Source organism: Priestia megaterium, from assembly GCF_046599315.1.
Classification (GTDB): domain Bacteria; phylum Bacillota; class Bacilli; order Bacillales; family Bacillaceae_H; genus Priestia; species Priestia megaterium_F.
Genome location: NZ_JBKIKC010000003.1, coordinates 45,763 through 68,203, shown reverse-complemented (window position 1 = coordinate 68,203; position 22,441 = coordinate 45,763). Strand labels below are relative to the sequence as shown.

At 37.5% G+C, this 22,441-nt stretch carries 17 protein-coding genes; 6 read left to right on the top strand and 11 right to left on the bottom strand.

Annotation, left to right across the window (positions count from 1 at the left end):
* Positions 1-239 precede the first annotated feature (239 nt).
* The 4 genes from ACLHDF_RS11400 to ACLHDF_RS11385 form a co-directional block, all read right to left on the bottom strand.
* Positions 240-695 carry a threonine/serine exporter family protein gene (locus tag ACLHDF_RS11400; protein WP_413918962.1) on the bottom strand — a complete coding sequence of 152 codons (456 nt, stop codon included), beginning with the start codon at positions 693-695 and terminating at the stop codon, positions 240-242.
* A gap of 14 nt (positions 696-709) precedes the next feature.
* Entirely contained in the window at positions 710-1,471 is a 762-nt protein-coding gene (locus ACLHDF_RS11395) for a threonine/serine exporter family protein (protein ID WP_013085528.1), read from the bottom strand.
* A gap of 144 nt (positions 1,472-1,615) precedes the next feature.
* Complete coding sequence (locus ACLHDF_RS11390) at positions 1,616-2,626, bottom strand: LacI family DNA-binding transcriptional regulator (RefSeq protein WP_413918961.1); 1,011 nt, start codon at positions 2,624-2,626, stop codon at positions 1,616-1,618.
* 95 nt (positions 2,627-2,721) lie between these two features.
* Complete coding sequence (locus tag ACLHDF_RS11385) at positions 2,722-3,498, bottom strand: alpha/beta hydrolase (protein WP_413918960.1); 777 nt, start codon at positions 3,496-3,498, stop codon at positions 2,722-2,724.
* Between the two features lie 189 nt (positions 3,499-3,687).
* Between ACLHDF_RS11385 and ACLHDF_RS11380 the strand changes: the two genes are divergently transcribed.
* Complete coding sequence (locus ACLHDF_RS11380) at positions 3,688-5,073, top strand: sugar porter family MFS transporter (protein WP_413918959.1); 1,386 nt, start codon at positions 3,688-3,690, stop codon at positions 5,071-5,073.
* A 33-nt stretch (positions 5,074-5,106) separates the two neighbouring features.
* On the opposite strand, the gene ACLHDF_RS11375 is transcribed toward ACLHDF_RS11380, so the two are convergent.
* Positions 5,107-6,351: a glutamate-5-semialdehyde dehydrogenase gene (locus ACLHDF_RS11375; protein WP_413918958.1), complete on the bottom strand. Its 1,245-nt coding sequence runs from the start codon at positions 6,349-6,351 to the stop codon at positions 5,107-5,109.
* Positions 6,348-7,181 carry a glutamate 5-kinase gene (proB, locus tag ACLHDF_RS11370; RefSeq protein WP_413918957.1) on the bottom strand — a complete coding sequence of 278 codons (834 nt, stop codon included), beginning with the start codon at positions 7,179-7,181 and terminating at the stop codon, positions 6,348-6,350. The genes ACLHDF_RS11375 and proB overlap by 4 nt, the downstream gene beginning before the upstream one ends.
* A gap of 244 nt (positions 7,182-7,425) precedes the next feature.
* Here proB and cstA point away from each other — a divergent pair, with 244 nt between their 5' ends.
* Complete coding sequence (gene cstA, locus ACLHDF_RS11365) at positions 7,426-9,234, top strand: carbon starvation protein CstA (protein WP_413918956.1); 1,809 nt, start codon at positions 7,426-7,428, stop codon at positions 9,232-9,234.
* A 274-nt stretch (positions 9,235-9,508) separates the two neighbouring features.
* A complete protein-coding gene (gene katA, locus ACLHDF_RS11360) occupies positions 9,509-10,969 on the top strand; it encodes a catalase KatA (protein WP_413918955.1) in 1,461 nt (486 codons plus the stop codon).
* A 326-nt stretch (positions 10,970-11,295) separates the two neighbouring features.
* Here the strand turns inward: katA and ACLHDF_RS11355 are convergent, their stop codons facing one another.
* A complete protein-coding gene (locus ACLHDF_RS11355) occupies positions 11,296-13,545 on the bottom strand; it encodes a histidine kinase dimerization/phospho-acceptor domain-containing protein (protein ID WP_413918954.1) in 2,250 nt (749 codons plus the stop codon).
* The gene (locus ACLHDF_RS11350; protein WP_413918953.1) at positions 13,523-14,212 is read right to left on the bottom strand and encodes a response regulator transcription factor; all 690 of its coding nucleotides are present in this window, start codon (positions 14,210-14,212) and stop codon (positions 13,523-13,525) included. Before ACLHDF_RS11350 ends, ACLHDF_RS11355 begins: the two co-directional genes overlap by 23 nt.
* A 250-nt stretch (positions 14,213-14,462) precedes the next feature.
* On the opposite strand from ACLHDF_RS11350, the gene ACLHDF_RS11345 reads away from it, so the two are divergent.
* Positions 14,463-15,914, top strand: a complete 1,452-nt coding sequence (locus tag ACLHDF_RS11345; RefSeq protein ID WP_413918952.1) for an alpha-amylase — start codon at positions 14,463-14,465, stop codon at positions 15,912-15,914.
* Positions 15,915-15,943: 29 nt separating this feature from the next.
* On the opposite strand, the gene ACLHDF_RS11340 is transcribed toward ACLHDF_RS11345, so the two are convergent.
* From ACLHDF_RS11340 to ACLHDF_RS11330, 3 genes are all read right to left on the bottom strand, one after another.
* Positions 15,944-17,377 (bottom strand): anion permease, encoded by a 1,434-nt coding sequence (locus ACLHDF_RS11340; protein ID WP_413918951.1) that lies wholly within the window; start codon positions 17,375-17,377, stop codon positions 15,944-15,946.
* 277 nt (positions 17,378-17,654) lie between these two features.
* Positions 17,655-18,854: a class I SAM-dependent rRNA methyltransferase gene (locus tag ACLHDF_RS11335; RefSeq protein WP_413918950.1), complete on the bottom strand. Its 1,200-nt coding sequence runs from the start codon at positions 18,852-18,854 to the stop codon at positions 17,655-17,657.
* Positions 18,855-19,028: 174 nt separating this feature from the next.
* Positions 19,029-20,066 carry a PepSY domain-containing protein gene (locus ACLHDF_RS11330; RefSeq protein WP_413918949.1) on the bottom strand — a complete coding sequence of 346 codons (1,038 nt, stop codon included), beginning with the start codon at positions 20,064-20,066 and terminating at the stop codon, positions 19,029-19,031.
* Positions 20,067-20,299: 233 nt separating this feature from the next.
* Here ACLHDF_RS11330 and ACLHDF_RS11325 point away from each other — a divergent pair, with 233 nt between their 5' ends.
* Both ACLHDF_RS11325 and ACLHDF_RS11320 read left to right on the top strand, forming a co-directional pair.
* Positions 20,300-20,983: a response regulator transcription factor gene (locus ACLHDF_RS11325; RefSeq protein WP_413919417.1), complete on the top strand. Its 684-nt coding sequence runs from the start codon at positions 20,300-20,302 to the stop codon at positions 20,981-20,983.
* On the top strand, positions 20,980-22,425 hold the full coding sequence (locus tag ACLHDF_RS11320; protein WP_413918948.1) for a sensor histidine kinase: 1,446 nt from the start codon (positions 20,980-20,982) through the stop codon (positions 22,423-22,425). The genes ACLHDF_RS11325 and ACLHDF_RS11320 overlap by 4 nt, the downstream gene beginning before the upstream one ends.
* Positions 22,426-22,441 lie beyond the last annotated feature (16 nt).

Here is a 22,441-nt window from a genome sequence, read left to right as displayed (position 1 = left end):
TGAGCATATTTTACTTATATTGTGAAACATTGAGCATAATAATTCGAGAAATATGCTCAATGTTTCACATACATATGTAATGTCTCTCTTTCTATTTACATAGTATAGTCGATTTTCTTAGCTGTGCACGTACATTTTTTGAACGTTTTTAGACTAAAACGTGACTTTCTTGTGACAAAAAAGAAAGGATCTCTTTATTTTTCCATAAAAAAAGCCCGCTCTTAGTTGAGCTTGCTTCTCTACGGTCGATATTTTGCTTTGGCATTTAATTTAGATTGGCGAATGATTTGGTTAATGACTTCAGAAAATACAATACCAATGGCAATTGAACCTGAAATCATAAAGGCCTTCGCTGCAAGACTAATCGCTTCATTATAATTATTTTCTACAAAGTTACGCATGGCATCGTATGCTGTTCCTCCTGGAACTAGTGGAATAATGCCTGCTACGGTGAAAATAATGATCGGCGTGCGATAAATTTTTGCGTAAATTTGACTAATGATAGCAATAAAGAAAGCCGATGCAACTGTGCTTGGAATTTCATCTACGCCATAGAATGTCATCAAATAGTAAATGAGCCAGCCAATCATTCCGACAAAGCCACTTTTTAATAATGATTCACGTGGAACATTAAAAATGATCCCAAATGCTGCTGAAGCAATAAAACTTGTGATTATCTGCTCTACGATATGCATATGATGCCTCCCTTCTATAGAAGCGTAAATACAATGGCAATACCTGCACCAATAGCGAATGCCGTCAGAAACGCTTCTGCTCCTTTTGATAATCCAGACAGTAAATGTCCCGCCATTAAATCTCGCACTGCATTAGTAATGGATAAACCAGGAACGAGAGGCATGACCGATCCAATAATAATTTTATCAATTTGTGTGCCCAGTCCTGAAGCCACTAAAAGAGCTGATAAAAGTCCAATAACTAACGAAGCGGTAAACTCAGCAAAAAAGCGAATCGGAATAAGACGATGGAAATACACCACGGTCAAAAATCCGAGACCTCCTGAAAACATAGCTGGAATAAAGTCCGTCCATAGACCTTGAAACATGATTAAAAAGCATCCGCTAGAGATGGATGCAGCTGCAAGTTGAACCCATAGTGGAAAGGCTACGTTCGTTGCTTCAATTTCTTGTAGCATTTCATATGCTTCCTCAAGAGAAATGTTTCCTTGACTGATTGTTCTTGAGACGCTATTTACCATGGTTACTTTTTTTAAATCTGTCGTTCGTTCGGAAATACGAATCAATTTCGTTTTCGTTGGTTCTTTCGTTTCAAGTGAAAACATAATCCCTGTTGGTGTCACATAGCTGTGGGATTTTTTTATACCGTAAGACGCTGCAATCCGCATCATTGTATCTTCTACTCGATACGTTTCTGCTCCGCTTTCTAACATAATTTTACCTGCTAGTAAGCTAACATCCATAATTTCATATTTATCTAATTTTTGTTGTGTCATCAAATCGCTCCAAACATATTAAAGCTTGGTTTTTTCCCCTACAGCATACAGTGTATAAGAAAGAGGGAAGTAGACGCAATGGTTAATGCAAAAAAGTGTGGACTTTTTGTCTCACACTTTCAGGAATAGTATATACATTCCTTATCAATTCATACGTTTTGTGGTCTCACGCTCTACTAATACAGGTGCCATTTTATGCTGTACCTGATTTATTTCTTGCTGATTCTGAATTTGCTGAAGTAAGAGATTTACTGCTTTTTCAGCCATTTCTTCCATCGGTTGACGGATAGTTGTTAATGGAGGATGTGCTTCACTAGCTTCTGTAATATCATCGAACCCTATAATAGATAAATCTTCCGGAACATGAAGCCCGTTTTGCCACGCACAGTGTATCGCTTTCAGAGCAATGTAATCCGTGGCACAAATAAGCGCAGTTGGGGGCTCTGGATGATGAGCCAGTTCATTCATAAACTGATATAATTCATCTTGGTTATTCATATTTTCTTTCACAAACTTTGAATTTGCTGACGGTGCATACTGATAAAAAAGAGACAAACGGTGCTCGACTCCGCTTACAGTTTTTCCAACGAAACCTATATTTTTATGACCAAGGGCCGTTAAGTGAGCAACAGCTAATTGCATCCCTAACTCATCATCTACATGTACAATTGGCCAAAGTGCAGAAGAATCGTCTCCTGTAAGAGAAACGTATGGCGTTTGATATTGGTTTAACACGTCTACAAATGGATGCTGAGCCGCTATGTAGTCTAATAAAATAACCCCATCAAACCAATGATTCATCATAACATTTAATTGACGCCCAGCCGTTGTTTCTTGGTAATCCGTATGTCCAATAAGAACATCCATTCCTCGACTTTGGACTTGTTGCTGTACCTTTTTCAATAATTCAATTAAAAACGGATCTTTTAAATCTCTAATTAATATCCCGATGATCCCTGTTTTTTGGGCCCGCAGAGCTGCCGCAAATGGATTGGTCTGATACCCTAAATGAGCGGCTGCTTTCAGTACTTTTTGTTTTGTTTTTTCACTGATTTTAATTTTACCTTCTTTGTTATTGAAAATTCTTGATACCGTGGCTAACGAAACACCCGCTTCTTTTGCTACTTCTGTAATCGTGACTTTTTTTCTCCCCATTCGTACCGACTCCCATTTCCTTGTAGTCCATCGACTAAGTACACATTTTTCTTTATTATACTACTAGAAGTCGGAACCATCGAAAACTACCTGCCCTATTTCTCACTAAACAGCCATTTTAACACATCTTGAATTTTTTGATCCCAGTATGCCCAGTCGTGACTTCCTTTTCCTTCTTCATATGTAAAACAAATAGGCTCCTGCTTACATCTCTCGGAAAAGCGCTTATTTTCCTCATATAAAAAATCTTCCGTTCCACAGCATTGATAAATACGCGGAGTCACTTCTCCATAGCGCCGTCGATTTTCAAGCAGCCAGAAAAGATCATCTTCAGGTCGAATAATAGGAGGCATACCAAAAATCAAAGGATAATCTAAAAACTGAACTTCTCCTCGTTCTCCAAGCCCTTCGACGTCCATCACTCCTGATAAACTGGCCGCTGCAGAAAATTGATGTGGTTTGCGAAGCACCCATTTTAAAGCACCGTATCCTCCCATAGAAAGACCAGCTACAAAATTATCTTCTCTTTTTTCTGATAACGGAAAGAATGCTCTAGCTAGTTGAGGAAGCTCTTCTGTTACGAACGTCCAATACTTCTTTCCATAAGCCATATCTCTATAGAAGCTACGATCTACATTCGGCATTACAACTGCAATTCCTAACTCCGAGGCATAGCGTTCAATTGAAGTTCTTCTCATCCATATCGTATGATCATCAGAAAGACCGTGTAATAAATAGAGCGTAGGGTGTTTATCACTTCTTGTATTGGTTTTCAAACCAATTTGAGATTTTGTTTGCTGCGGTATTAGAACGTTCATTGAGGTACTTAGTTGCAATACTTCTGAAAAAAAATCACATTGCATAAACGCCATATTTCTCTTCCCCCTATTTTCTTCCCTATTGATTAATAACAAAACGTATATGATTCATATTAAAAGCCCTAAAATAGTTTGATTATTTACAATTTTTAATTTAACATAAAAACATCTTTTATGAAAACGTTTTACGTATAACGTTTTTTAAAATTAAAATAGTGACCGCGATTCAAAGGAGGAATTTATATGGGGATAGTAAAAGTCACTTCTGACGAGTATAAGGAGCAAAAAGGAAATCTATTTTTCGTTATTTTCATTTCATGCGCAGCTGCTTTTGGAGGGTTGCTGTATGGCTATGACACGGCTGTTATTTCAGGAGCTATTGGGTTAATAGAATCTCATTTTAAGCTCAGTCCAATGATGATAGGGTTTGTTGTATCTAGCCTGCTACTCGGTGGTGCTGTTGGAGTATTTGCTTCAGGAAAGCTGAGTGGCCGATTCGGTAGAAAGAGCATCTTGCTTTTAGCAGCTTCTTTATTTATCGTCTCTGCAATTATGCAAGCGCTATCTCTATCTATCTCTTTTGTTATTATTTCTCGGATTATTGGAGGGCTAGGCATTGGCATGGCTTCTGTTCTTTCTATTACCTATATTTCTGAAATAGCCCCTCCGCACATGCGTGGCCGCTTAGGCTCTCTTTATCAATTTGCTGTTGCCGTTGGAATTGTCTCTGTCTATTTTGTAAATGACTACATTTTGTCTATTGGAGAAGACGCTTGGCAGAGTTCTACAGGGTGGCGCTACATTATCGGTGCTTCTGGCATTCCAGCTCTTTTATTTCTTCTTATCCTTTCTCCCGTTCCTGAAAGTCCGAGGTGGCTGGTAAAAGCAAACCGGACTTCAGAAGCTATGAATATTTTAATTAAAATCAATGGTACACACATTGCACGCCAAGAGCTTTATCTTATTGAACAATCGTTAAAAGAAAATCAGTTGGCTTCTCTTTCACTTTTTAAAGAGACAGGTCTTCGAAAAGCTTTGCTCATTGGTATTCTACTTGCAGCATTTCAACAGCTCCTCGGAATCAATGCCATTATTTATTACGCACCGCAAGTTTTTGAAGCAGCTGGAGCGAAAGGAGATTTATCGCTTCTGGTTACGTCTATGATTGGTGTAGCTGCCTTTTTAGGCGTTCTTTGTTCCATGTGGCTTATCGACCGGATTGGCCGCAAAGCTTTATTACTTATTGGGACAGCTGGTATGGCTGTTACACAGCTTCTCGTTTCTTTTGGATTTCATTCACAAGGTACTGAGGGCTTGACTACTAGTTTACTTATTGTTTTTTATTTATTTCTTTTTAATATTTCTATGGGGCCAGTTGTATGGGTTGTAATTTCTGAAATTTTCCCTAATCACGTGAGAGGCTATGCGATGTCTATTTCCACGTTTTTCTTGTGGATAGCTAATTGGTTTGTGTCTCAGTTTTTTCCTATCCTTTGGAATAAGGCTGGAGGATCTTTTACATTTTTATCCTTCATGGCTATGTGTATCGCTTCATTTTTGTTTATATGGAAGTGGGTTCCAGAAACAAAAGGAAAGTCACTTGAAGAAATTGAACATATATGGAAATAAAAGAAGCCTGGGCATATGCCTTAGGCTTCTTTTTTATCGAATTTGTCCATTTCCGTAAATAATATATTTTAACGTTGTTAATTCCTTTAATCCCATTGGTCCACGTGCATGAAGTTTTTGTGTACTAATGCCGATTTCTGCCCCGAAACCAAACTCTTCTCCGTCCGTAAACCTAGTCGAAGCATTCACGTAAACAGCGGCTGAATTAACGCGCTGTAAAAAACGCTGCGCATGAGCATAATTTGTTGTTACAATCGCTTCAGAGTGATATGAACTATGAACGTTAATATGAGAAATCGCTTTATCAATATCATCTACGATTTTAACTGCCATGATAAAATCCAAATATTCTTTTTTCCAATCCTGATCCCCTGCTGGAACGAGATCTGGAACGATTGCTAGAGCACGTTCATCACCGCGTACTTCTACATCTTTTTCTCGTAGCGCTTGAACAATAATCGGTAAAAATTCACGGGCCGCCCGCTGATGAATAATCAGCTTTTCAGCTGAGTTACACACCGCTGGACGAGATGTCTTTGCATTAATGACAATATCGGTCGCCATATCACAATCATATTCTTCATCAACGTAAATGTGGCAGTTCCCCGTGCCTGTCTCGATAACGGGAACCGTGGCATTTTTCACCACTGCTTCAATTAAACCAGCACCGCCTCGAGGAATTAATACATCGATATATTCATTTAGTTTCATTAACTCCAGTGCTGTTTCTCTTGATGTATCTTCAATAAGCTGTACGCTGTGCTCAGGCAACCCTGCACTTGCCGCAGCTTGAGACAACACGGAAACGATCGCTTGATTTGAATAAAAAGCCTCGCTGCCTCCGCGCAAAATAACCGCATTTCCTGCTTTTAAGCATAAACCGGCTGCATCACATGTAACGTTTGGACGCGCTTCGTAAATAATTCCTATAACACCAATAGGTACACGCTGCTGCCCAATTTGTAAGCCATTTGGTCGTTTGTTCATAGACAAGACTTCTCCTACTGGATCAGCAAGTGCAGCTACTTGGCGCAGTCCGTCTGCCATTCCATGAATCCGGTCTTCATTTAAAGATAGACGATCTAACATCGCTTTTGATGTACCTTTTTGAACCGCTTTTTCTACGTCTAATTCATTTGCTTTTAAAATCGCTTCTTGTTGATCCAATAAAGCAGCCGCCATTTTATAAAGCGCTTGCCGCTTTTGTTCGCTCGTTACATTTCCTAAGAAATAAGAGGCTTCTTTTGCGTACTTTCCTTTAAGCTGTAATTCACTCATTTCAATACTCCTTCAGCTTGTTTTAAGAATAACGTTCCAATTTCTTGGCCTTCAATAATATCGCGCAAAATACTTGGCTCTTTACCATTTGCTAGAATTAAGCTCACGCCTGCATTCGTAGCCGTTTTAGCAGCGGTAAGCTTTGTGACCATTCCGCCTGTTCCAACGTCAGTTCCGCTATCTCCAGCAAAATTCTCAAGTTCCGGTGTAATGCCATCTATTACTTTCATTAATTTAGAGTTAGGGTTTTTTGTGGGATCTGAATCAAAGAAACCGTCAATATCAGATAAAATAACGAGTAAATCCGCATGAATCAAAACTGAAACAATAGCAGATAAATTATCATTATCGCCAAAACGCACGATGTTTTCAATCTCATCGATGGCCACTGTATCATTTTCATTCACAATAGGAATGACTCTATCTTCAATTAATTTTTCAAACGTGTTCACAACGTTATTGCGTACATGTTCATCCTCAATTACATCTTTCGTTAAAAGAACTTGACCAACAATGTGGCTGTACTCACCAAAAAATTTACTATAAATATGCATAAGCTCACATTGGCCGACAGAGGCTGCCGCTTGTTTTTCACGAATAGAAGTTGGCTTTTCTTTTAACTTTAGTTTTTTCACTCCCACTTGAACAGCACCTGATGTAACAAGTACAACTTCTTTTCCTGCGTTCATTAAATCTGATAACACACGCGCTAGTTTTTCAATGCGTGCTAAGTTAATATCTCCATTATCATAGGTCAAAGTAGATGTCCCTACTTTGACTACAATACGCTTACTATTTTGTAACTCTTGACGATAGTTCACTCTTTTCATCTCCCTAACTAAAAACACCTAAATGCGTACTAATTTTTTTTAAAATTATAGCAGAGATTATGTGAAAAGTCTTATAGTTTTTCAAGGAGAATTTGAACTTTCTAATTTTTTAAATAATTAAGGGAAAAATTGGTGATAAAAGCGCTTTCTTCTTTTATAATGAAAGTTGTAAGGGGAACACACAATTACATAACGTTGTGTAGTAGTACAAACATCAGACAACTAAGGGATAGGGGGATTTGTAATGAATGCGGTTACGATTGTTATTGGATCTATCTGTATTTTAATGATTGCGTATCGGCTATATGGAACATTCATGGCTGTTAAAGTCTTGAAACTAAACGATGCGCAAAAAACGCCAGCACATGAGCTTGAAGATGGAAAAGATTATGTGCCAACCAACCGATGGGTAACATTTGGTCATCATTTTGCAGCTATTGCAGCTGCGGGTCCGCTTGTTGGGCCTATTTTAGCAGCTCAGTTCGGCTATTTGCCCGGACTACTCTGGCTTTTAATAGGAGCTGTAATCGGAGGAGCCGTTCACGATGCAGTTGTGTTATTTGCATCTATGCGCCAGAAAGGCCAGTCGCTTTCAGAAGTGGCTAAAAAAGAGCTGGGTCCTATCGCTGGTTTTTGTACAGGCTTAGCCATGCTCTTTATCATTACCATCACCATGGCTGGTCTATCTATGGTCGTGTTACACGCACTTGAGAAAAACCCTTGGGGCACATTCGCTGTTGGAATTACGATTCCGATTGCGATGGGGGTAGGTATTTACCACAAAAAAACCGGTAATTTAAAAGCGGCTTCTACCGTCGGCTTCATTTTAATTTTAATTGCCGTATTTAGCGGTCCTTATATTCAAGGAACTGCTCTAGGGGATTTTTTAACACTAGATATTAAAACACTTTCAATTATTCTTCCCGTTTATGCATTTTTTGCAGCGGCCTTGCCCGTTTGGCTTCTTTTAGCACCTCGAGATTACTTAAGCAGCTTTATGAAAATTGGTGTCTTTATCGCGCTGATTGTAGGCGTGTTTTTCGTAAACCCAGCAATTCCATTTCCTGCAGTTACTGAATTTATTCACGGAGGCGGCCCTATTTTGGCGGGACCTGTATGGCCGTTCATTTCCATTACGATCGCCTGCGGGGCTATTTCCGGATTCCATGCATTTGTTGGTTCAGGAACTACACCTAAGATGCTCGACCGTTGGAGTGATATTAAAGTTGTAGGCTTCGGCGCTATGTTAGTCGAATGTTTAGTAGGAATTATGGCATTAATTGCCGCAACAGCTTTACATCCTGGAGACTATTTTGCAATCAACTCTACACCTGAAGTGTTCAAAACACTCGGCATGAACGTGACAGCTCTTCCTCAGCTTAGTCAAGAGATAGGCCTAAACTTAGAAGGCCGTACAGGCGGCGCTGTTACACTGGCTGTAGGAATGACGTATATCTTCACGGAAATTCCTTGGTTCAGCCACCTATCTTCCTATTTTTTTCAATTTGTCATTATGTTTGAAGCAGTGTTTATTTTAACTGCTATCGACGCTGGTACACGTGTTTCCCGCTATTTAATTCAAGACTTTTTCGGTGAATTTTATAAGCCGTTGAAGCGAGTTGACTGGCTTCCCGGGTCAATTTTTGCAAGTGCCCTGGCCTGTTTTATGTGGGGGTACTTATTGTTCTCGGGGGACATTGGCTCTGTTTGGGCGCTGTTCGGCGTATCGAATCAGTTAATGGCATCCATTGGTTTAATTATTGGAGCAACCGTTATTCTTAAAATTGCAGATAAACGCTCCTATATGCTTACTTGCCTTATTCCACTAGCCTACCTTTACGTAACGGTTAACTATGCGGGTTATTGGATGGTTAAGAATGTGTATTTAAATGAAGCTGCGGCAGGTTACAGCATATTAAATGCAACTCTTTCTATCATCATGCTTATACTCGGTCTCATTATTATGATTGCTGCGATTCAAAAATGGACACAGCTTTGGCGCACGCCTCAGGCTGAGCTAGCAGCGAAAGCAAACTTATCACAAAATATATAAAACCAACACGCTTGCTTATATAAGCAAGCGTGTTTTTGATGTAGTAATAGCCGGTTAAAATAATTGTACATCAGGCATTTTTATTATTAAACTAAATATACTATACAGAAAATTTCAAAAATAGTTCGTACACTTCACATGTATATCCACCGTTGACTACATCTCAAAATTAACGAGTTAAATTATAATAATTATAAAATAGTATTGATTTTTTATTTGAAAATGTTATTATTATTTCTAACATAATAAAATTTAAATAAGAGGTGGTTCTAAGATGACAACAAACAAGAATAACCTAACAACTAGTTGGGGAGCTCCGGTTGGAGATAATCAAAATTCGATGACCGCTGGTTCACGCGGCCCTACTTTAATTCAAGATGTTCACCTTTTAGAAAAATTAGCCCATTTTAACCGAGAGCGTGTTCCTGAACGTGTAGTACACGCAAAAGGCGCCGGTGCCCACGGTTATTTCGAAGTCACAAACAATGTTTCTGCCTATACAAAAGCAGCTTTCCTTTCTGAAGTAGGAAAACGTACACCTCTATTTGTTCGCTTTTCAACAGTAGCTGGTGAAAACGGCTCAGCAGATACTGTTCGCGACCCTCGTGGATTTGCTGTTAAATTTTATACAGAAGAAGGAAACTACGACTTAGTCGGAAATAATACACCTGTATTTTTCATCCGAGATGCGATTAAATTTCCTGACTTTATTCATACCCAAAAACGCGATCCACGCACGCATTTAAAAAATCCGACGGCCGTTTGGGATTTCTGGTCCCTGTCTCCTGAATCTTTGCATCAAGTTTCTATTTTGATGTCTGACCGCGGTATCCCAGCAACTTTGCGCCATATGCATGGATTTGGCAGCCACACATTTAAGTGGGTTAATGCTGAAGGAGATGGCGTTTGGGTGAAGTATCACTTTAAAACAGAGCAAGGCGTGAAAAACCTCTCTCCAGACGTAGCCGCAAAGCTAGCTGGTGAAAATCCAGATTATCATACTGAAGATTTATTTAATGCTATTGAAAAAGGCGATTTCCCTTCATGGAAGCTGTACGTTCAGATTATGCCATTAGAAGATGCTGATACGTATCGCTTTGATCCGTTTGATGTCACAAAGGTTTGGTCACAAAAAGATTATCCGCTAATTGAAGTGGGTCGCATGGTCTTGGATCGCAATCCAGAAAATTATTTTGCAGAAGTGGAGCAAGCTACATTCTCACCTGGAACGCTTGTACCGGGAATTGACGTATCACCCGATAAAATGCTACAAGGTCGACTATTCGCATACAGCGATGCACATCGCTATCGCGTTGGCGCTAATCATCAAGCGCTACCGATTAATCGCCCGCGTAGCGAAGTAAATAACTATCAGCGTGACGGTCAAATGCGCTTTGATGATAACGGCGGCCGCTCTGTTTACTATGAGCCAAACAGCTTTGGCGGCCCGACAGAATCTCATAAAAACAAACAAGCGGCATACCCTGTTTCAGGCGTTGCTGATAGTGTCGCATATGATCGTAACGATCATTACACGCAAGCAGGTGATTTATACCGCCTTCTAAGCGAAGACGAGCGTACACGCCTAGTTGCAAACATCGTTGAAGCTATGAAGCCTGTAGAAAAAGAAGAAATTAAACTGCGTCAGATTCAACACTTCTACAAAGCCGATCCAGAGTATGGAAAACGCATTGCCGATGGCTTAGGATTATCTGTTCCGCAGCAAGTAAAATAAATTTATTTGTTTTTCAAATGAAAATACAGAGTTATTTTTCTCATTATATATTCTCGTTTATTCTCAATTAGTTTAACATTTTATCAACAAATAAGTATCCATATTTTATGGATACTTATTTAAATTCTTGTAAAAAGAGGAAGGGATGAAGAAATGACTGGACAAGAAATAAGATGCACTCAGTGCCATAGAGAAATAAAAATACTAAAACATAGTATGCTTTGCGGTTGCGGAATAAAATTAAGAACACTAAAAAAAGAGAAGCAACCAGCATAATGAGATTGCTTCTCTTTTTTAGTAGGTATCCGCATTTATATTCCCTTAAATTAGAGCGTAATCGTTACTTTAAATAAATCTCCGTCAATTTTAATATTTAATTCTCCTCCATGTAAATCAATAATAGACTTAGCAATAGCTAACCCAAGTCCGGAGCCTTCAGTTTGTCTTGAGGTGTCCCCTCTTTTAAAACGTTCAAACAGCTCATCTGCCTGCTCGTTTAATTCATATTTACTTACATTTTTGAACGTTAATTTCACTTGGTCATTTATTTCTTGAACAGAAATATAGACGCGCGTTTGCTCAAGTGAATATTTCAATATATTCCCTATCAAGTTGTCAAATACTCTCCATAATTTTTGACCGTCTACCGTAGCAAATATAGGATTTTCGAAAGATTGAATACGAAATTGCAAAGTCGAATCTTTAATGGCTTCATCATATTCCGCCAAAGCCTGGTGAAGAAGCTGGTTAATATCAATTTTGTCTTTATGCAATTCTACATTTCCACTCGCCATTTTTGAGACTTCAAATAAATCATCAATAAGTGTCTGCAAACGTTTGGATTTCCGGTCAATAATTTCAACGTAAGCGTTTTGTTCGTCGGAAGTAAGATCTTGCGACTTCAGCAATGCTGTATATGTCATAATAGACGTCAATGGTGTTCTCAAATCATGACTAACGTTTGTAATTAACTCTGTCTTTAAGCGTTCACTTTTAACTTGAACATGCTGAGATTTTTGAATTTGCTGCTGAATATGATTTACATTTATGGCTGCTTGAGTCAAAGCTGATTTTCCTTTGATAGGTAACGGCTCTTTCCACTCAGCTGTGGCAATTTGATCAATTGAAATAATAATTTTATTCAAATAATCAATTCGTATCATAAGTAGTATCAAGGTAATCACTCCTACAACACCGCCAACAACTAAGTACAATGAGGCCAATTCTGGTATAAAGCTTGAGGAACTGATCAATAGAGCCGCAACAGCAAACACCGCAAAAACTAACAGCAGTACTACAATCACTATATGCATGCCTATATGCCTAATAATAAAAATAGATTGAAGAAAATAAATTACTTGATAAACACATGTTCTTTTATACTCTTCTTCTATATAATCTATTGTGCACATACGCTGAAGCAGCAGAAATACTTGAAATGCCCATAGGCAAATAGCTATAGATATTGCTATCATGAAAAAGAAGAACGTAGCAACATGCTTATATGATTCTAATAAAGAAGCTGGATAGCTGTTCAGAACTAGACTTAATGTAAAAAATGAGTACAAAAGAAAAACAATTATACAAATATCTAAAGGTACTTTTTTATAAATCCTCTGTACTGCAGTTTGTCTTGTTATTTCTTTTAAACATTCGGTTATTGTTTTTTTATAAATAAAGTAAACTATTAACAGAGCTATTATCCCTGACGATGCATACACGAGAAATGCTACATTTTGATAATGATAATAGTTATACTCATCAAACAAAGGACTAATGAAGGCTTCTTTTTCAGGAACAGCAATTATACCCGTAAACTCCTGCTTTAAATACCGGGTTGGAATCTCTAAGTCTGTCTCACTGCTTAATGATAAATTTTCGTATTCGTCTTGTTGAAATACAAGAGGTGATTGAGCGGAATAGTCATGTTTATATAATATATTTTTCTTTTTTACTAATTGATTAACATCTTCTTTACTTGCATTTTGGATGTTGGTATATACTTTGTTTGTGTCTGTATTTTTTAGGTAATAGATGATATCTTTTTTATATTGAGATAATGTTTTTTGCCCATCGAAAGCTTCATCATAAACTTTTTTTATTTGGTTTTCTTTGTTTTTTGCTATTTCCTCTCGAACAAATTGATCATCTTGAAACTTTTTTTGAATGTTTTTAATTTCTATATCCTGCTGCTTTACATAGGCATCTTCAACCTTCTTGCTCTTTGCTTGCTTAGCGTCTTCTATTTTTTCTTTATATTTATCATGTACATTTTGTACTTGTTCTGTTAAGGTTCCTTCTGCATATCGATACGACTCGATTTCTTCTTCTGTTATCGTATTTGCATTAACGGTATTCTTATTTTTGGATGTCAATTCTAAAAGGTAAAGATCATTTGTAAAACGATCTATTTCTTTTTGAAAGTCTCCTGATTTTACATAGGTGCTCTTTTGTAAATAATTCACTTTCAATAAATTATTTACGTTACTAATAGAAGAAATGGTTGCTCCTAAACCAAATAAAAACAAGATAATCCCTATAGCTGAAATAATGTTATTTTTCCATTTTATATCCAATTCCCCACACAACCTTCAAATATCTCGGATTTTTTGGTTCAAACTCAATTTTTTCTCTTATTTTTCTAATGTGCACCGCTACTGTATTTTCTGCGTTGTAGCCTGGTTCATTCCATACGCGTTCATAAATATCATGTATGGAAAAAACTCTGCCTGCATTTTTCATTAATAACTCTACAATTTTATACTCAATGGGAGTCAGCTTAATGAACTCCCCATCAAGAGTAACGGACTTAGCCTCAATATCAAGTACAAGACCTCGGATATCAATCGTTTTTGTTTCTTCATATGTACCTAATGTCACATATCTTCTTAACTGTGATTTAACCCTTGCTATCAGTTCTAATGGATTAAAAGGTTTTATCACATAATCATCTGCTCCTACTTGCAGACCGAGCACTTTATCGGCATCTTCGCTTTTCGCACTCAGCATAATAATCGGGATATTTTTTTGTTCGCGGATTTTAAACGTCGTTGAAATGCCATCTTGCCTTGGCATCATAATATCAAGAATAATTAAGTGAACTTTTTCTTTATTTAGTATCTCTATGGCTTCGATTCCATCTTTGGCCGTAAAGACTTTAATACCTTCATTTTTTAAATAAATAGCAATACCATTACGGATTTCTTGCTCATCGTCTACAACTAAAACCATATATTCGTTCATTGATTTCTCACGCTCCTTTCAAAAGTATATCATGGGTCATTTCGTCTATGGGTTTTATTGTAAACTGTATTTCTTAAGAAAAAAGAAGAGAAAATCTTAAGATTTTCTTAAGCTTCATATGTTGAAAAAGGTTTAAAGAATAGGGATAACAGGAACGTTAAAAGAAAAAATATAATCAAATTCTCATTTGATTCTAAAGAACTATCTGTGAGCGATTATATCTTTTTATTTAAAAGGAGGATGATTTAACTTGGAACGGAATCATACAATTATGCAATTTTTCGAATGGCATGTGCCAGCTGATGGCGAGCATTGGAAACGCCTCAAAGAGCTCGCTCCTCAACTAAAAGAACAAGGAATTGATTCCGTATGGATTCCCCCGGTTACAAAAGGTGTTTCATCAGAGGATAATGGCTATGGCGTTTACGACTTATATGATCTTGGAGAGTTTAATCAAAAGGGAACTGTTCGTACAAAGTATGGAACCAAGCAAGAGCTTCATGAAGCCATTGAGGCCTGTCATAATCATGGGATTAATGTCTATGTGGATATTGTGATGAATCATAAAGCAGCAGCGGATGAAAAAGAAACGTTCCACGTCATTGAAGTAGACCCTATGAACCGGACAGAAGAGATTTCTGAACCTTTTGAAATTGAAGGATGGACAAAGTTTACGTTTGAAGGGCGCGGCGATCAATATTCTTCTTTTAAATGGAACTTTAATCATTTTAATGGCACTGATTATGATGATAAAAACGGAAAAGAAGGTGTTTTTCGTATTGTCGGAGAAAACAAAAGCTGGAACGAAAATGTCGATCAAGAGTTTGGCAACTACGATTATTTAATGTTTGCGAATATTGACTATGATCACCCTGAAGTTCGGGAAGAAATGATTAAATGGGGAAAATGGTTAGCGGATACCCTGCAGTGCGACGGTTACCGATTAGACGCCATTAAACATATTAACCATGATTTTATTAAAGAGTTTGCTCACGAATTGTCCTCTTCTCAAGAAAAGCCATTTTATTTTGTGGGAGAGTTTTGGAATCCAGAGTTAACAGCCTGCCAGGAATTCCTAGACGTGATTGATTATCAAATTGATTTATTTGACGTATCACTGCATTATAAATTGCATGAAGCCTCTCAGCAAGGAAGAGAGTTTGATTTAACCACAATTTTTGATGATACCTTAGTCAAGACACACCCTTTGAATGTTGTCACATTTGTAGATAATCATGACTCTCAGCCAAATGAATCTTTAGAATCGTGGGTAGAAGATTGGTTCAAACAAAGTGCGTACGCTTTAATTTTACTTCGTGAAGACGGCTATCCTTGTGTGTTTTACGGAGACTATTTCGGGATAGGAGGAGAGCATCCCATTGAGGGAAAAGAAGAAGATATTTCTTCTCTCTTATATGTACGCTATGACAAAGCATACGGGCAGCAAGACGATTATTTTGATCACCCCAATACCATTGGATGGGTAAGGCATGGTGTAGAAGAATTTGAGAAGTCTGGATGCGCTGTGGTGATTTCAAACGGCGAAGATGGTGAAAAGAGAATGTTCGTCGGCGAACACCGACGTGGACAAACTTGGATTGACTTCACAAATAATAGAGAAGATCAAGTTGTGATTGAAGAAGACGGCTACGGCCAGTTTCCTGTAAATGGCGGCTCCGTATCCGTTTGGGCTGAAGCATAAAAAAAACAGTGGCCTGCGCCACTGTTTTTTTACCATAGACCTAGCAGTTTCCACCACAATCCGCCAATTCCAATCCAAATAATAATATGAATAATTGAAATTAAAAAGCCGAGCGACCACCACTTTTGCTGTGTTACATATCCACTACCGAAGAACACCGGTGCCGGTCCACTGCCGTAGTGGGTTAAACAGCCAAATAAATTGCTAAAGAACGCTAAAATTAATGCTGACAGTAACGGAGGCGCACCAGCAGCCACGATAACAGATAAAAATGCTGCGTACATAGCGCTGACATGAGCCGTGTTACTTGCAAAAAAGTAGTGAGAATAAAAATACGCAACAGCTAGTACAATCAATGCCGTTATCCAAGACATATGACTAACAGTTCCTTTCATCAAATCACTGAACCAAGGGATCATGCCTAAATCATTTAAGAAGGTTGCCATCATAACCAAAACGGCAAACCAGACTAATGTATCCCACGCTCCCTGTTCTTTTTTGATGTCCGACCAGCTTAATACTTGCGTTAAAAGTAGCGTACATAGACCAATAAAAGCAGTTGTTGTTGCATTAATATTTAAATTAGCCCCAAAAATCCACAGCACAAGAAGAAGTAAAAATACACCAATCATGTACCATTCTTCTTTCTTTAATGGACCCATCTCATTTAATTTTTTAACTGCAATTTCAGATGCTTCCGGTGTTTCTTTTAGTTCCGGCGGATACAGCCTATAAATAACAAGCGGAATAACAATTAAACTAATAATCCCAGGTACAATTGCAGCCGCTGCCCAGCCAACCCATGAAATAGTTTTTCCTGTAATTTGTTCTGTCATTTTAACAGCAAGAGGATTGGCCGCCATCGCCGTTACGAACATAGCTGATGTAATCATATCACCTTGAAACGATACTTTTGTTAAGAAAGCACCGACTCTGCGCTCCGTACCGTCTCCAGTTCTTGACCCATATGTTTCAGATAAAGAGCGGATGATTGGAAGAATAATCCCTCCAGCTCGTGCTGTATTAGACGGCATTGCAGGTGATAAAAGCAAATCACTTACGATAAGAGAATACGATAGCCCCAACGTCTTTTTACCGAACAAGCGCACAAAGATATAGGCAACCCTTGTCCCTAGCCCAGTCTTAATAAAACCTCTAGAAATAAAGAACGCAATAACGATTAACCAAATCGTCGTATTTTGAAAACCGCTGAGCGATTGTTCAAGTGTTAATGTATTAGTTAATACAATAATGGTTAAAGATAAAATAGCCACACTGCCTAATGGCAATGGTTTAATGATAAGCCCTACGATAGTAGCCACAAAAATAGCAAATAAGTGCCAAGCCTTCACATCAAGTCCGGACGGAGGTGTAATAAACCATAAAATAAGTCCGATTGCCAGACAAATTAATAAAGGAATAAATTTCACTTCGCCAGCAGGCTTTTTTGTTGTTTCAGCCATAATCTTTCTCCTTTCATGTTTTTAAATAATGATAGTAGTATGCTCTTTCCAATCTGTACACAATACGTGTCCCATTTAAAATAAAATGATTGTAAAAATACGTTTCATAAGGATGATATTGTAAAAATGTGAAGTGTTGAGCATATTCCTTTATTATTTTATCATACATATTGATAATATTTATCTCTTACCCTCATTTTATTCCCTTCAAAATAGCTTGTAAGCATTATTTTAATATAATAAATAGGCTGCATGAGTTCATCATGCAGCCTTGCATTTAGCGATTTACCTTTTGAATAAACACGACTTTAAGATAATTACCTGACTTAAATTCTTTTATTGTTTTAAAATCAGCTGGAAGAGAAAACTGCTCCATCATTTTGTAACGTTCCCCTTTTTCGCTAAAAGCTTTTTCGATAAATGAATGGAACTTTTTCATATCAAAATTACTCGCGTTCGTAGATGCCACAATGACACCATTTGGCTTTGTAAGAGCAATGGCTTCTTTTAATAAATCCTTGTAGTCTTTTGCTGCGCTAAACGTATGCTTTTTCGACTTAGCAAAGCTTGGCGGATCTAGCACCACAAGATCGAACGTCATGTTCTTCTTGACCGCATATTTAAAATACTTGAAAACATCTTCTACAATAATGTCTTGTGCCTCATGATCAATTCCATTTACACTAAATTGCTCAATTGTTTTTGCCAAGCTGCGATTGGCTAAATCGACACTTGTTGTTTTAGTCGCTCCTCCAAGAGCGGCCGCCACTGAAAATGCGCCCGTATACGAAAACATATTTAAGACGGTCTTTCCTTTTGCATATTTGCCTCGAATGGTTTTACGAACGTCTCGCTGATCTAGGAAGATCCCAACCATCGCTCCATCATTTAAGTAAATGGCAAAACGAATACCATTTTCTTTTACAATTAAAGGAAATTCCCCTTTATCTCCTGTTACAAAATCATCTTCTTCAATGTACTGCCCTTTTACATTAAACCGTTTCTTTTGGTACAGACCCTTAAAGTTAGGCGCAGATTTTAAGGCTTCAATGACATATTCTTTGAATTGATAAATTCCTTCACTATACCAACTCATGACATAATACCCGTCATAATAATCAATAATTAAGCCACCGATTCCGTCACCTTCACTATTAAATACGCGAAAAGCAGTTGTGTCTTCAGACGTATAAAAATCATGGCGAGATGCAATAGCCTGCTGAATTTTTCGTGCAAAAAACACCGCATCAATTTTCTCACTTTTTTTCTTCGTCAGAATCCATCCGTAGCCTTTATTTTGTTTTCCATAATATCCTTTGGCTAAAAATTGATTCTTCGGAGTTACTAAGTCAATAATAACGCCTTCTTCTTGTAGTTTATGACCATCAACAAGCGCATCTTTTTCAATGAGCGGATAACCTTTGTTCACTTTTTTAATAAAAGCTTCTTTGGCTATAACTTGTACTTCTTTTCTCATGTGTACACCCTATCTATTTAATTTAGTTCATTCTAGTTCTATCCATTTCACAAGAATAATCTACATTTATCTTAACATAGATACCCGGCAACATTTCTAGTTGCAAATAGAAAAGCAGAGGGTGCCTTGAAGCATCCTCTGCTTGAGATGAATGAAAAATAAAATGTATGAAAGTTATGAGCACTCTTGTCCCGTATAAGCATCGAACTTAAGCGTCTGCTGCTTGCTTCCGCTCACTAAGGTTACTACATATACAGTAATTGAGTTTTCTGTTGTAAGTTCAACGTGCTCTACTTTTCCTTCTTGATGTTTTAAAGCAAGAACTTTTACAGCCTTTTCAGTTAATGGCTGAAGTTTATCTTGTTTTACATGTGTGATTTTACCTGAAACCGCATCGATTGTGACTGTATACTCTGTATTATCTTTGATTACTTTTACTGTAAAAATCGCTGCGATTCGGTCGTATTCTACCATTCTCACGTTACCTGCATATGTAGCCAATGCAAGATCTTTTGCATCTTGTCTCGTTAATAGCTTCACTGCTTGCTGAGAAGTATTAACTATTTTTCCTGTAAAAGCATCTAACGTTACTGTATATCGAGTGCTGTCTTTAAGAATCACTGCAACATACTGATTAGCGGCTTCTTTAAACTCAAGACTATATACATAACCATCGTATTGTTTAACAGCTGCTTCTTTTATTTTTTGCTCTGACATTGGTTGCAACTCTTTTTTATTCTCATGAATGACTTTCCCCGTTAGACCATCCACTGTTAGCGTATATTCTACTTTTCCATCTACTAAAACAACCGTATATTCACGTGTTTCTTTGTTAAATGTAATAGATTGAATAGCACCTTTATACTGCTTAGAAACAGATTCTTTCACTTGATCTTGTATCCATAACTTCACTTCTTGTTTCTTCACTACTTTTCCAATGCTTGCACTTACTTCTACGATTCTTTGCTCAAGGTTGTTCGTTACAATTGTAATTACATAGACACTCGATTCCTGCTTAAATTCCGTAGATGTAACTGTCCCTTTGCAATCTTGCAGAGCAATACCTTTTGCCTGCGCTTGAGAGATACTCACATGTTCAATTGTTTCTGCTTTTGTTGTCTTCATTTCTGCAGCGTGACTCGTTGTAATGGAGCTAAATGCAATTGCAGTTCCTAAAGCAGATGTAGACAATACTTTTGCCCATTTAATCATCCTCAAATTTCCTCCTCTTTCACCATTAGACTTTCCATCTAATTTATGGTGTTTTATCTAGTACGTCGTTCATTATGCAAAAGATTTCTGAGAATAAGACGAATAGAAGCTTAAAGTTAGCTGAAGATATAAGAATAGCTACTATTTTTCAGCTTGCTTTCAGCTATTATTCAGTGCTGTTTCAGGTAAAGAAGCATAATAGAAAGTAGAGGAGCAAAGGAGTTTTCACCATGATGGAACAACTAAAAGGAATTAAAGTTTTACTTATAGATGACGAACCAACCATTTTACAGTTTTTATCTTTAGGTTTAACAAATGAAGGATTTGATATTAAGGCTGCACAAGACGGGATTGAAGGAATTAATATAGCCAAAGAATTTAAACCTCATATCGCTATTGTAGATATTATGCTTCCAGGAATGGATGGATTTGAAGTATGTCGTTTGTTAAAAAAAATGGGAAATATAGCCGTCATCATGCTAACAGCAAAAGATCAAGTAGACGATCGAGTAAAGGGGCTGACTATTGGAGCGGATGATTATATGGTCAAACCCTTCAGTTTTGAAGAACTTCTTGCACGCATTCAAGCTAGAATCCGCAATCAATTTCCCAACTTATTAGACGAGGTGGCAATTGGTCCATTTAAAATTGATGACCGCCGAAAAGAAATTAAATACCTTAATCACGTACTTGATTTATCTCCTACTGAATATGCATTGTTAAAATTCTTGGTTATTAATCATGGACTTGTATTAAGTAAATCCACCATTTTAGATCGGGTGTGGGGATATGATTTTGGAGGGGAAGAAAATATTGTAGAAGTATACATTCGATCACTGAGAGAAAAATTACAGGACCACAGCCGAACCGTTATTCGAACGCTTCGCGGTGTAGGTTATCGGATTGATATTTCATGAAGCACAAACGTTTCTTTCGGTTGAACTCACTTCGTCTTCAGCTTTTATTCAGAAGTTTGCTCATTATTTTGAGCTTACTGATGCTAATAGGCGTTTTTCAATACGTGTTCATGAAGCAATTTATCTACACAAACAAAATTAGAAGCATTGAGGATCAAATCCATTTAATTCCTGATGATGTCTGGAAACATGATATTGAAACAAGCCAGGATGTAAAACAATCAAGACCTATGGTTTATTTCCCGGGTGTTAATATTACCTTTATTAATCAAAAGATAGCATTTTTACGGCTGGCTAAGGATCCACATCATTCTTACTTTCCTAAGCTTTCGGCATCTACATACAAGCAAGTAATGAAAAATATCAAACAGCCGGACAACACCATGAGCATCATAAAAAAAATCGATGGTCATCAAGAGCAAGTCATTGTTTTAAAACCCATTGTCTTTGACGGAGAAATACAGGGAGTTATTCAAATTAATACTCCTACAGAATCACTAAGAGACTTGTTAATCAGACAAATGGTAATCTTTTTAATGCTTTCACTTACTGCAATGACCATTGCTTTTTTTGTTTTTTCTTCTGTTTTAAAGCAGACGTTAATTCCTTTGTTTACTATTACTAAAAAAGTGGAGCATATTAATGCTGGAAGCTTACATGACCGCTTGCCCATTAATCAAGGACAAATCGAAATGGACCGCCTTTCTCTTTCTATTAACGAAATGCTTGAGCGTCTTGAAGAAGCATTTAAGGCAGAAACAGAAGCCAAAGAACAAATGCGGCGTTTTGTTGCGGATGCTTCGCATGAACTGCGAACGCCACTTACATCTATTCACGGCTTTTTAGAAGTTTTATTAAGAGGAGCCAGCAGTAATCCTGAGCAGTTATATAATGCGTTAAAAAGCATGTATGGAGAATCCAAAAGACTGCGCAAACTTATTCAGGATCTTCTGCTTCTTGCCCAGCTTGATCAACTTCCGCCGTTTCAAAAAGAAAGCTGTTTTCTAGATGAATTAATTTTAGATATGAAACCTCAACTAGTGCTATTAGCGGGAAACAGAAAAGTTTTATTCGACTTCCCAAGCCGTTTACCCTCGGAAGTTAACAAAGACCAATTTAAACAAGTCATTTTAAACTTGTTCTCTAATGCGGTGCAGCATACAAATTCAAATACAGGAGTTATTCAAGTGATAGGAAAAATCAATGAGAAAGAACTTTCGTTAATAATACAAGATAACGGTCACGGAATTCCTCAAGAGCATATTCCTCATTTATTTGAACGATTTTACAAAGCTGATGCTTCACGCTCTCGAGCATATGGAGGAGCAGGTTTAGGCTTGGCCATCAGTTTGTCTATTATAGAGCTGCATGGAGGAAAAATACGTGTAGAAAGCAAATTGAATGTAGGAACCGCTTTTGAAATCGTATTGCCCATAATTTAAAAAAGACGATTGCTTC

Coding starts and splice junctions, on each gene's coding strand:
- ACLHDF_RS11400 (WP_413918962.1), bottom strand. CDS start 695: ATGCATATCGTAGAGCAGATAATCACAAGTTTTATTGCTTCAGCAGCA.
- ACLHDF_RS11395 (WP_013085528.1), bottom strand. CDS start 1,471: ATGACACAACAAAAATTAGATAAATATGAAATTATGGATGTTAGCTTA.
- ACLHDF_RS11390 (WP_413918961.1), bottom strand. CDS start 2,626: ATGGGGAGAAAAAAAGTCACGATTACAGAAGTAGCAAAAGAAGCGGGT.
- ACLHDF_RS11385 (WP_413918960.1), bottom strand. CDS start 3,498: ATGGCGTTTATGCAATGTGATTTTTTTTCAGAAGTATTGCAACTAAGT.
- ACLHDF_RS11380 (WP_413918959.1), top strand. CDS start 3,688: ATGGGGATAGTAAAAGTCACTTCTGACGAGTATAAGGAGCAAAAAGGA.
- ACLHDF_RS11375 (WP_413918958.1), bottom strand. CDS start 6,351: ATGAGTGAATTACAGCTTAAAGGAAAGTACGCAAAAGAAGCCTCTTAT.
- proB (WP_413918957.1), bottom strand. CDS start 7,181: ATGAAAAGAGTGAACTATCGTCAAGAGTTACAAAATAGTAAGCGTATT.
- cstA (WP_413918956.1), top strand. CDS start 7,426: ATGAATGCGGTTACGATTGTTATTGGATCTATCTGTATTTTAATGATT.
- katA (WP_413918955.1), top strand. CDS start 9,509: ATGACAACAAACAAGAATAACCTAACAACTAGTTGGGGAGCTCCGGTT.
- ACLHDF_RS11350 (WP_413918953.1), bottom strand. CDS start 14,212: ATGAACGAATATATGGTTTTAGTTGTAGACGATGAGCAAGAAATCCGT.
- ACLHDF_RS11340 (WP_413918951.1), bottom strand. CDS start 17,377: ATGGCTGAAACAACAAAAAAGCCTGCTGGCGAAGTGAAATTTATTCCT.
- ACLHDF_RS11335 (WP_413918950.1), bottom strand. CDS start 18,854: ATGAGAAAAGAAGTACAAGTTATAGCCAAAGAAGCTTTTATTAAAAAA.
- ACLHDF_RS11330 (WP_413918949.1), bottom strand. CDS start 20,066: ATGATTAAATGGGCAAAAGTATTGTCTACATCTGCTTTAGGAACTGCA.
- ACLHDF_RS11325 (WP_413919417.1), top strand. CDS start 20,300: ATGGAACAACTAAAAGGAATTAAAGTTTTACTTATAGATGACGAACCA.
- ACLHDF_RS11320 (WP_413918948.1), top strand. CDS start 20,980: ATGAAGCACAAACGTTTCTTTCGGTTGAACTCACTTCGTCTTCAGCTT.